This is a genomic window from Rathayibacter sp. AY1B4, from assembly GCF_002932815.1.
GTDB lineage: Bacteria > Actinomycetota > Actinomycetes > Actinomycetales > Microbacteriaceae > Rathayibacter.
Genome location: NZ_PSWN01000057.1, coordinates 1 through 823 on the forward strand (window position 1 = coordinate 1; position 823 = coordinate 823).

Below are 823 nucleotides of genomic sequence, written 5' to 3' on the forward strand. Positions count from 1 at the left end.
GCCCGCGTTCAGCAGCTCGATCACCCGGTAGCGCAGGAGCCACACGGTGAGGGAGGCCGCGGCGGCGACGCCGAGCACCGCGAACTGCCGCCGACGGCGGTGGGTGCCGTCGCCGTGGCGCACCCAGCGCAGAGCGAGGGCGACGACGACGGCCACGGCGAGCACGCCCGCGCTCACGGCGGAGCGCGTGAAGAGGAGGGTGACCGCGGCGAGGGCGATCGAGGCGACGGCCGGCCCGCGGGCGACGGAGCGGGTCATCAGCTCCACCGAGAACGTCACGATCGCCAGCAGGCAGACCAGCCCGAGCTGGTTGCGCGTGCCGACGAGTCCCTGGATCGGCCCGCCGACCGCGAGCAGGCCCTCCACGCCGAGGAAGCGCAGCGGCTGGTCGATCAGCACCCCCGAGAGCACCTCCACGGCCAGCGAGGCGATCAGCACGACCCGCAGCACGTCGCCGACCGAGCGGATGATCTGGATGATGTCGCGCGTGAGGCCGATCGCGATCGCCAGGAACGCCAGGGCGAACTGGTAGACGACGCTCGAGACCGTGGCCCAGGTGTAGTCGCTCCACAGCACGCTGAGCGCGATCCAGCCGAGGAACACCAGGATGCTCGTGGGCAGCAGGCCCTCCCAGTCGAGCCGCCCGCGCCGCAGGACGAGCATGACCGCGGCGAGGGCGGTGAGCGTGGCGACGGCGGCGATGTAGCCGGGCCAGCCGAGGAGCCCGCGGACCGCCGGGGCGCAGAGGACGGTGACGAGAGTGGTCTGCGCGAGGGCCGCCGCGAACTGCGGGGACGCCGTCGCGTCGGCGACGGAGGCGGGG

Annotated in this window: 1 pseudogene; it reads right to left on the reverse strand. The window is 73.9% G+C overall.

Annotated elements, in window-relative coordinates:
- A pseudogene (locus C5D66_RS17335) lies at positions 1–823 on the reverse strand (exopolysaccharide production protein); the annotation flags it as partial.